Origin of the sequence: Rhodanobacter thiooxydans LCS2 (assembly GCF_000264375.1) — a bacterium.
GTDB classification, from domain to species: Bacteria; Pseudomonadota; Gammaproteobacteria; order Xanthomonadales; family Rhodanobacteraceae; genus Rhodanobacter; species Rhodanobacter thiooxydans.
Genome location: NZ_AJXW01000018.1, coordinates 1 through 9634, shown reverse-complemented (window position 1 = coordinate 9634; position 9634 = coordinate 1). Strand labels below are relative to the sequence as shown.

Sequence of the window (9634 nt, the reverse complement as noted above, 5' to 3'; positions counted from 1 at the left end):
CGGCATCTCCAACGCGGTGCGCAGCTTCGCCATGGGCCTCTCCGGTGCGCGCCTGGGCGAGACCGCCGGTGATGCCTACACCCGCCGCTACTATCGCAAGCTCGACCGCTACTCGGCCGCGCTGGCGCTCACCGCCGACGTGTTCATGGGCGTGCTCGGCGGCAAGCTGAAGTTCAAGGAGAAGCTCTCCGCGCGGCTGGGCGACGTGCTGAGCTACCTGTACATCGCCAGCGCCATGCTCAAGCGCTACGAGGACACCGGCCGGCCGGAGGCGGACCGCCCGTTCCTGGCCTGGGGCTTCCACCAGTGCATGTGGTTGATCCAGAACGCGCTGGACGGCGCGATCCGCAACTTCCCGGTGCGTCCGGTGGCGTGGCTGCTGCGCGCGCTGGTGTTCCCGCTGGGCCGGCGCGAAGTGCCGCCGTCGGATCGCCTCGGCCGCCGCGTCGCCGCGCTGCTCACCGCGCCGAACGACGCGCTCGATCGCCTCACCGACTGGGTCTACACCACACCCACGGCGAACAATACGATCGGCCGCATGAAGGCGCTGTTGCCCGATGTAATCGCTGCCGAGCCGGTCGATCGCAAGTTCGGCAAGGCGCAGAAGGCGGGGCAGTTCAAGGCACACGATTACCTTGACCAGCTCACCGAGGCGCAGCAGGCCGGGGTGATCTCGGCGGCCGAGGCGGGCCTGCTCAGGCGCGTGCGCGAAGGCGTGTTCGAGTTCATCTCGGTGGACGACTTCGACACCGATGAGCTGCGCGCGGCGGTGACCCGCGCGGACGCGCGCCGGGCGTCGGCCGGGGCCGACTGAGTCATGCGCGGCGAAACCCGGATCTACCTGTGCGGTGCGCACAGCCTGGCTTTCGCCGCGTTCCACCTGGCGTTCTGGAAGCTGTTCGACTGGCCGGCCGCGCTGCGCCAGACGGACGTGGCCACGCGCGCGGTGACGCAGATCCTCAACCTGCGCCTGATCTACGTGTTCCTCGGCGTGGCCGCGCTGTGCTTCTGGCTGCCCGGCGAGCTGCTGGCGACGCGGCTGGGTCATGCGCTGCTGGCGGGCATGGCGCTGTTCTGGCTGGGGCGGCTGGTCGAGCAATTCGTGTTCCTGCGCCACAACAAGCTGCTGCTGCGTGTGCTGACCGGGTTGTTCGTGCTGGGCGCGGTGCCGTTCGCCCTGCCGCTCACGCCCTGGGCGGCGACGTGAGCGCGGCGCTGGCACTGTACCGCCGGCTGGCGCCGTGGCCGGGCGGGCGCGGGCTGTACTCGCGGCTGATCTGCTTCAGGGCGCCGTACTTCGCCACCATCGCGCCGCGCTTCGTGGTGCTGGAGCCGGGACGCTGCGAGGCGCGCATCCGCGACCGGCGCCGCGTGCACAACCACCTCGGCACCGTGCATGCGATCGCGCTGTGCAACCTGGCCGAGCTGGCCGCCGGGGTGATGACCGATGCGACGATTCCGGCGGACATGCGCTGGATTCCCAAGGGCATGTCGGTCGAATACCTGAAGAAGGCGGTGGGCACGATGCACGGCATCGCCACGCCGGAGCTGGCCGCGCCCGTTTCTGGCGACGGCTACGAGTGGCCGGTGAAGGTGGAGGTGGCCGACGACGCGGGCGAGATGGTGTTCCGGGCGCGCGTGCTGATGTGGGTATCGCCGCGCAAGCGCGGCTGAACAGGCAGCCGGCGTCGGCTCAGTCTGCCAGCACGCAGCGGCCCTTGCCGCTGCGCTTGGCTGCGTACATGGCGTGGTCGGCCGCCTGCATCAGCCGCTCATCGGCATCGTCGGCCGTATCCGGCCGGTAGGGCGCGATGCCGATGCTGGCGCCGACCTGCACCTCGATCGGCTGGCCGCCGACGCTGAGCACATAAGGCTCGCCCAGCGCCCTGCACAACTTCTCGCCCAGCTGCAGCGCCAGCTGGGGATCCTCAACGTCCTCCAGCAGCAGCGCGAATTCGTCGCCGCCCAGTCGCGCCACCGTGTCGTTGCTGCGCAGCTGCGCCGACAACCGCGCGGCGATCTCCTGCAGCAGGGCATCGCCGGCGGCGTGGCCGTGGACGTCGTTGACCTGCTTGAAGCCGTCGAGGTCGATGCTGGCTAGGGCGAACCTGCTCTGGTGGCGGTTCGCGCGCTGGATCGCGCCGTACAGGCGGTCCTGGAACAGGATGCGGTTCGGCAGGCCGGTCAAGGGGTCGTGCTGGGCCTGATGGCGCACCATTGCCTCCATCAGCTTGCGTTCGGCGATTTCCCGGGTCAGTTGCCGGTTGCGCTCGGCCAGCTCGTCCAGCGCCTGCTGCAGCTTCATGCGTGCCGTGTACAGCTCCAGGAACACGCGCACCTTCGACTGCAGGATCGCGTCGTTGATCGGCTTGGCGATGTAGTCGACCGCGCCGGAGTGGTAACCCTTGAGCCGGCTCAGGTCGTCGGCGTAGGCGGCGGTGACGAAGATGATCGGGGTGTCGCGCAGGTGCTCGGCGCTGCCGAGCAGGGCGGCCACCTCGAAGCCGTCCATGTCGGGCATGTTGACGTCGAGCAGGATCAGCGCGAACTCGTGGTCCAGGCACAGTGCCAGCGCCTCGTTGCCGCTGCGCGCCTCAAGCAGTTCCGCGCCGCTGTGGGCGAGCAGGCGGCGCATGGCGACCAGGTTGGCGGCGGTGTCGTCGACGACAAGGATCTTCGGCAGCATCGTGTTCACCAGACAGGCAGGCTTGGGCTTAACCTTAACCCTTGCAGCCGGCGGGGCATGAATGCCGTCGTACTCAGCGACGCAGCCAGGCCAGCATGGTGGCCGCCAGGCGGTCGAGGTCGATCGGCTTGGACAGGTAGTCGCTGGCGCCCATGGCCAGGCACTTCTCGCGGTCGCCGTGCATCGCCTTGGCGGTCAGCGCGATGATCGGCAGGGTGCCGTAGCGCGGTTGCGCACGGATCGTGCGGATCATCTCGTAGCCGTCCATGCCCGGCATCATGATGTCGATCAGCAGCAGCTCCGGCATCGCCTCGTCGGCCAGCATGCGCAGCGCCTTGGCGCCGTCCTGCGCCAGGCTCACCTGCATGCCCCAGCCGCGCAGCACCTTGGACAGCGCGAACAGGTTGCGCATGTCGTCGTCCACCAGCAGCACGCGGCGGCCGGCCAGTTCGCCGCCGCCGCCGGCGGCCGGCTGGGCGGTGGTGGTGACGGTCACGGCATACGGTGCGGCGTCCTGCCGGTCGGGCGCGGCCTCCGACTGCGCCGACGCGGTCGCCGGCGGCTCCTCCGGCAACAGCACGGTGAAGCGGCTGCCGCAACCCGGTTCGCTGCGCACGACCAGGTCGCCGCCGAGCATCCTCGCCATCCGCCGCGAAATGGCCAGGCCCAGGCCGGTGCCGCCGAACTGCCGGCTGGTGCCGGCGTCCACCTGCTCGAACGCGTTGAAGATGCGTTCGAGCTTGTCGGCAGGGATGCCGATGCCGGTGTCGCTGACGGTCAGTGCCAGCAGCGGCTGGCCCTGCAGCGGGTCGGGCACGTCGAGCTGGTCCGGACGACCGATGTGCAGGCCCACCGCGCCTTCGGCGGTGAACTTGAAGGCATTGCCGAGCAGGTTGTTGGCGATCTGTTCCAGCCGGGCGCAATCCGTGCGCAGGGTGGCCGGCAGCCCGGCTTCGACCTCCAGCGTCAACCCCAGCGATTTCTGCGCGGCGACGTGGGCGAAGGTGCGGCGCAGGCGCTGCAACAGCTCGGCCAGCGGCAGCTCGTCGATCACCAGCGCCATCTTGCCGGCCTCGATCTTGGACAGGTCGAGGATGTCGTTGATCAGGTGCAGCAGGGCGTTGCCGGCGTCATGGATGATCCGCGCCGACTCGACCTGCTCCGCGTCCAGGTTGCCGCCGGCGTTGCCGGCCAGGTCGCGCGACAGGATCAGCAGGCTGTTCAGCGGCGTGCGCAGCTCGTGCGACATGTTGGCGAGGAACTCGGACTTGTACTGGCTGGCACGTGCCAGTTCGGCGGCCTTGTCGGCGGTTTCCTGCTGCAGGTCCTCCAGCACGTACTTCTGCCGGTTGAGGCTGTCGGTCTTCTCGCGCAGTTCCTCGTTCGACGCCTGCAGCTCGCCGGCCTGTATGCGCAGTTCCTCTTCGGAGGCGATCAGCCGCCGGGATTGCTCCTCCAGTTCTTCGGTTTTCGCCTGCAGGGCGTCGTTGTTGTCGCGCAGCACCTCCTTCTGCTGGCGCATCACCAGTTCGGATACGCGCAGCTCGTCGGCCTGCTCCTGCGTGCGCAGCAGAAGACCCTGCACGCTGACCGTGCGGTTGAGGTTCTCCAGGCTCAGCGCCACCAGCGGCAGCAGTTCGTCCAGCAACTGTCGCAGCAGCGGGGTCGGCGGGGTGAAGCCGGCCAGTTCCAGCACGCCGATCAGGGTGTCGCGGTACAGCACCGGCAGGATTACGATGTGGCCCGGCAGCGCCTCGCCGCTGCCGGAGTCGATGCGCAGGTAGTCGGCCGGCACGTCGTCCAGGATGATCGGCTTGCGCTCGATCGCGCACTGGCCGACCAGTCCCTCGCCCGGCAGGTACTGGTCGGCCGAACGATTGCTCAGGCGCAGACCATAGCTGCCGATCAGGTCGAGCCGCTGGCGGGCGTCGTCGTAGGAATAGAACAGGCCCACGCCGACCTTGCACAGCGGCACCAGCGCGCTGGTGAGCCACTGCGCAAACTCCTTGTGCGTGGTGGCCTGCAGCAGCAGGTGGGCAACATCGGACACTTGTTCCTTGATCCAGCTCTGCGTCTGGGTGTCCACCGACATCTGCTTGAACACCTGCAATGCGCGCGCGATCTCGCCGATCTCGTCGCGGCGTTCGAGCCGATGAATCTCGAAGTCGTGGTCATGGTTCGCCAGCCGGGTCAGCAGATCGGTCAGGCCGCGCAGCGGGCGGGTGACCAGGCGCAGGGTCAGCCGGATCACCGCCAGGCCGAACAGGATGGCGAGCGCGGCCGCCACGATGTCGACCGTGCGGGTGATGGCGATGGTCCGGTCCAGGCGCTGGTTGCGCATGGACAACAGCCGCCCCTCGTCCAGCGTCATCTGCGTGATGACGTCCTCGATCTCCTTCGCGCTGATGCTGCGGTGTTTCAGGTAGTCGGACTGGATGCGTTGCCGCTGCAGCGCGGCCTGTGCGGGGTCGAGCGTGCCCAGACCGGCAAGAGCATCGATCACTCCACTACGGAACTCGCGCTGCCACAGTTGTGCAGTTTCCTCCACCTTGTCGATGCGCGACAGCTGCAGTGGGCTGTCCGACATCAGTCCACGCAGCCGCGCGAGATCGGTGCCCAGATCCCGGTTGGCGCTCTCGAAGGCGTAGCGTTGTGCGGCATCCTGGGTCAGCAGGTAGCCGCGGGCGCCCACCTGGCTGGCCTGCATCGATTGCAGCACGTGGTCCAGCTGAAGCAGCACCTGGTAGGTATGCGTCGCCCAGCCCCGGTCGTCCTCCTGCTGGCGCAGCGAGTGCAGGGTGAGCGCGTTGGCCAGCAGGAACAGCCCCAGCAGCAGGCCGATGGCCAGCATGATCTTGTGCTGCAGCGGCTGGTTGGCCAGCCACGTATTGGGTGTTCGGTTCACGGGCATGCGGGAATCATCGCAGTTTGCGCGCCTGTTGCATGGCTGGCGCCAGGGCTGGCATGGGCAGTCACCGGCTCATCGGCGGCGCCAGACCGGCGGCACGATCGAGCCGCGCCGCCGCGCCACGACCAGCAGGCCGGTCGTGCCCAAGGTACACAGCGCCAGTGCCACCACCGATGCCTCGGCACCGAACGCGCCGCCGGTAAGCCAGTCCGGGCCGCTGCGGGTGGAGACCAGCCAGCCGTCGGCCGCGGTGCCGGAAACCGGAATGCCGTAGATCGTGCCCTGGGCGAAATTCCATGCTGCATGCAGGCCCATGCACACCGGCAGCGAGCGGGTCACGTGGTAGACCATGCCGAACAGCAGACCGGCCTCGATCGCGATGGCCGCCGAACTCCACAGCGTGGCGCCGGGGTTGGCAGCGTGGATGGCGCCAAACAGCAGCGCGGAAATGCCCAGCGCCCACCAGGTGCCCAGGCCTTCCTCCACGATGCGGAACAGCACGCCGCGGAAGACGATCTCCTCGCCGATGCCCGCGCCCAGACCCACCACCAGCAACGCGCCCAACCATGGCGCATGCGGCTGGAACGCGCTCACGTGGTAGCTGCCGACCAGCCACAGCACGGCCACCACGGCGCTGAACAGCAGCAGCCCGCCCAGCGCCCCGAGCAGGCCCTGCGGCAACAGCGAGCGTGGCGCCAGCTCGATGAGCGCCCGGCGCTCGACCAGCTTCACCAGGATCAGGTAAGCCGCCAGCGGCACCAGCGCACGGGCGACGAACTGCGCCAGGTTCTGCTGCAGGATCGGCGTGCCCTGGCCCATGCCCAGCGCGAGGAAGCCGAACCGCAGCATCACCATGAGGCCGACCAGCCAGGCCACGAAGATCGCAATCCGCCCCGGCGGGGAAAGCAGCCAGCGCCGCTGGCGTGGCGCTCCGGGCGGCGTGGTGAAGGCGATGGCGTGGTCGTGCATGCGTGGCTCCCCCGGCAAAGCCCCGCACGTTAGCAGTGCGGTGGCGTTGCGGCTACAGCTCCACCGCCGCCGCGTGCTCGCGGGTGGCGGCGAAGCGCACCTGCGGCCAGCGCTCCTGCGCCAGCTGCAGGTTGACCCGCGTCGGCGCGATGTAGACCAGTTCGCCGGCTGCGTCCAGCGCGAGGTTCATCGCGTTCTTCTCGCGGAATTCCTCCAGCTTCTTCGGGTCGTCGCAGTGCACCCAGCGCGCGGTGGTCACCGTCACCGGCTCGAAGCTGGCGTCCACGTTGTATTCGTCCTTCAGCCGGTAGGCGACCACCTCGAACTGCAGCACGCCGACCGCGCCCAGGATCAGGTCGTTGGACATCAGCGGACGGAAGAACTGGGTGGCGCCTTCCTCGGAGAGCTGCGCCAGGCCCTTGTGCAGCGCCTTCATCTTCAGCGGGTCGCGCAGCCGCGCACGGCGGAAGAGTTCGGGAGCGAAGTTCGGGATGCCGGTGAAGCTGACGTTCTCGCCCTCGGTGAAGGTGTCGCCGATGGCGATGGTGCCGTGGTTGTGCAGGCCGATCACGTCGCCGGGGTAGGCGGTCTCCACGATCTCGCGGTCGCTGGCCATGAAGGTCAGCGCGTTGGCGATGCGCACTTCCTTGCCGGTGCGGGTCTGGATCATCTTCATGCCGGCCGCGTAGGTGCCCGAGCACACACGCATGAACGCCACGCGGTCGCGATGCGCCGGGTCCATGTTGGCCTGGATCTTGAACACGAAGCCGGAGAGCTTCTCTTCCTCCGGCTGGATCTCGCGCGTGGTGGTGGCCCGCGGACGCGGGCTGGGCGCGTGTTCGACGAAGAAGTCCAGCAGCAGCTGCACGCCGAAGTTGTTCACCGCCGAGCCGAAGAACACCGGCGTCTGCCGGCCGGCCAGGTACTCGTCGATATCGAACGAAGGTGCGGCGCCCTGCACGAGCTCCAGTTCCTCGCGCAGCTCGCGCATCGCCTCGGCACCGATCTTCTCGGCCAGACCGGGCGCGTCGAGCCCCTGAAAGATGGTCGAATCCTGCCGGGTGAAATTCTTGCCCTGCTCGAAGATGTGCACCTCGTCCAGCGCCAGGTGGTACACGCCCTTCAGCCGTTTGCCCATGCCGATCGGCCAGGTCAGCGGGGCGCAGGCGATGCCCAGCACCGACTCCACCTCGTCCAGCAGCTCGATCGGCGAGCGGCCCTCGCGGTCGAGCTTGTTGATGAAGGTCATGATCGGCGTGTCGCGCAGGCGGCACACCTCCATCAGCTTGATCGTGCGCTCCTCCACGCCCTTGGCGCAGTCGATCACCATCAGCGCCGAGTCCACCGCGGTCAGCACGCGGTAGGTGTCCTCGGAGAAATCCGCGTGTCCCGGCGTGTCCAGCAGGTTGACGATCTTGCCCTCGTACGGGAACTGCATCACCGACGAGGTCACCGAGATGCCGCGCTCCTTCTCCAGCGCCATCCAGTCCGAGGTGGCGCTGCGCGACGTCTTGCGGCTCTTCACCGAGCCGGCCATCTGGATCGCGCCGCCGAACAGGAGCAGTTTCTCGGTCAGCGTGGTCTTGCCCGCGTCAGGATGGCTGACGATGGCGAAGGTGCGGCGGCGGCGGGTTTCTTGCAGATGCGAGGGCATGGGGAGTGGGTCGGCTTGAGCGCGAACCGGTAATTGTAGCGTGGATCAGGGGTGGCCCTTGCTGAAAGCAAGAGCTTTCGTGCGCCGTTGGCGCCCGAGTTACTTTCTCTTTGCGTGGCCAAAGAGAAAGTAACCAAAGAGAAAGGCCACCCCGCTTGGCGCTTGCCGGACATCCTGCCCGGCAAGTCCGTGAGGCGGGGCCGGACTTTTCGAACGGGCATCCTGCCCGTGCGAAAAGGCGTTGCCATCCCTGGCAACGCCCGCTAGGCGGCCTGTCGTCCCCGCCTCACCGCCGCACAGGGGCCCCGGGTAGAGCAGCGCGCCATCCTGGCGCGCACTCGGTACGCCACCGCTGCGCGGTGGCGAAAGAGCCGGTTGCCAGAGTTCAGTTTCTTGAGTGCCATTCCCCGAGCGTGCGAATGTCTCAGTTCGGCCAGAAGCGGACGGTCAACACCAGAATTAAGCCGACCCGCGAAGCGGGTTCGGCCTGAACGACATGTTAGGCGTCGCCTTTGGGTTCGCCGCCGATAGCGTGTTGAATCTGATTGAGCAGCATGTGCAGACCATTGTCCTCCCCCCACTGCCAATAAAGACGTGCTTGTTGCTCGATATTCCAGGATACGAACATCTGAAACTTGGCGATCTGTGGGAAGACGCGCTGCGCGGCCTGATATGAGGCGGTGTCCAGCTTGTTGAAGTAGTCCGGCCCCAGGTCTGGGCTATCGAAACTTCTCACGATCTCGCCAATGACGGTACACGCTGCGGCGAAATGCGCGAGGTCAATTATGTCCAGCGAGTAATCTTCCAGTGAAAGGTGCGCGGCAGCGCGGTTGGCGTGTTGAACTAGAAGTCCAATTCGCTTCTGGAGCTGACCGTCGGATCGAAGCAGTTCCGTTTCGCTTTTTGAGCACTCAGAGAAGAATCGACGCAGAAAACTTAGGGCCGTATAGCATTCTTCCATGCTGCGCGTAGAAATCTTTGCCCAGTACTCTGCGTGCTCAGTAAGAGTGACATCAGATGTTTTGGAAAAATTGGCGCCGGTGAGGTCTGGTTTTGAGGCGCTATCAAAGAGCTTTCGACAGCTAAGAGTCAGCGTGTTGAGATCCGAGAATGCGGAGTAGCTCTGAGCAACCTTGAACGGGTAATCGTTCGATTCTTTTGCGGCGTCATGTGCGGAAGCGGCGCCAAGGAAATAGTAGAAAGCTGGGACACAAAGAGAGGCGCGAGAAAATACGCCTCTTAGGAATTGGACGGAACGGCCAGTGCCCGCAAGTTTGAATGGCGGTCCTGTTCTTACCATTCTCTCCGAGCGGGCGAAGAGTTCGTCTTTTGCATCATCTTTGAAGGTGAGGACGATCTTCTTTGTCATGGTGCGACGCCTGACGCTGGAGTTAGGCGGCGGCGAAGCCGTCCGCCT

Annotated in this window: 8 protein-coding genes; 3 read left to right on the top strand and 5 right to left on the bottom strand. The window is 66.8% G+C overall.

What is annotated here, in order from left to right; genetic code table 11:
- The 3 genes from UUA_RS04335 to UUA_RS04325 all read left to right on the top strand — a co-directional run.
- Positions 1 to 814 (top strand): DUF1974 domain-containing protein (locus UUA_RS04335; RefSeq protein ID WP_008434592.1); only part of this gene is annotated, 814 nt, incomplete at its 5' end.
- Positions 815 to 817: 3 nt separating this feature from the next.
- A complete protein-coding gene (locus tag UUA_RS04330) occupies positions 818 to 1207 on the top strand; it encodes a hypothetical protein (protein WP_008434590.1) in 390 nt (129 codons plus the stop codon).
- The gene (locus tag UUA_RS04325) at positions 1204 to 1674 is read left to right on the top strand and encodes a hotdog fold domain-containing protein (RefSeq protein WP_008434588.1); all 471 of its coding nucleotides are present in this window, start codon (positions 1204 to 1206) and stop codon (positions 1672 to 1674) included. The genes UUA_RS04330 and UUA_RS04325 overlap by 4 nt, the downstream gene beginning before the upstream one ends.
- Positions 1675 to 1693: 19 nt before the next feature.
- On the opposite strand, the gene UUA_RS04320 is transcribed toward UUA_RS04325, so the two are convergent.
- The 5 genes from UUA_RS04320 to UUA_RS19235 all read right to left on the bottom strand — a co-directional run bounded on the left by UUA_RS04320 (position 1694) and on the right by UUA_RS19235 (position 9586).
- Positions 1694 to 2686: a diguanylate cyclase domain-containing protein gene (locus UUA_RS04320; RefSeq protein ID WP_039953558.1), complete on the bottom strand. Its 993-nt coding sequence runs from the start codon at positions 2684 to 2686 to the stop codon at positions 1694 to 1696.
- 73 nt (positions 2687 to 2759) lie between these two features.
- On the bottom strand, positions 2760 to 5597 hold the full coding sequence (locus UUA_RS04315; protein WP_008434585.1) for a response regulator: 2838 nt from the start codon (positions 5595 to 5597) through the stop codon (positions 2760 to 2762).
- A 69-nt stretch (positions 5598 to 5666) separates the two neighbouring features.
- A complete protein-coding gene (locus UUA_RS04310) occupies positions 5667 to 6563 on the bottom strand; it encodes a CPBP family intramembrane glutamic endopeptidase (protein ID WP_008434583.1) in 897 nt (298 codons plus the stop codon).
- A 52-nt stretch (positions 6564 to 6615) separates the two neighbouring features.
- Positions 6616 to 8217, bottom strand: a complete 1602-nt coding sequence (locus UUA_RS04305) for a peptide chain release factor 3 (RefSeq protein ID WP_008434581.1) — start codon at positions 8215 to 8217, stop codon at positions 6616 to 6618.
- Positions 8218 to 8716: 499 nt separating this feature from the next.
- Positions 8717 to 9586, bottom strand: a complete 870-nt coding sequence (locus tag UUA_RS19235; protein ID WP_027492833.1) for a hypothetical protein — start codon at positions 9584 to 9586, stop codon at positions 8717 to 8719.
- Positions 9587 to 9634: the final 48 nt, after the last annotated feature.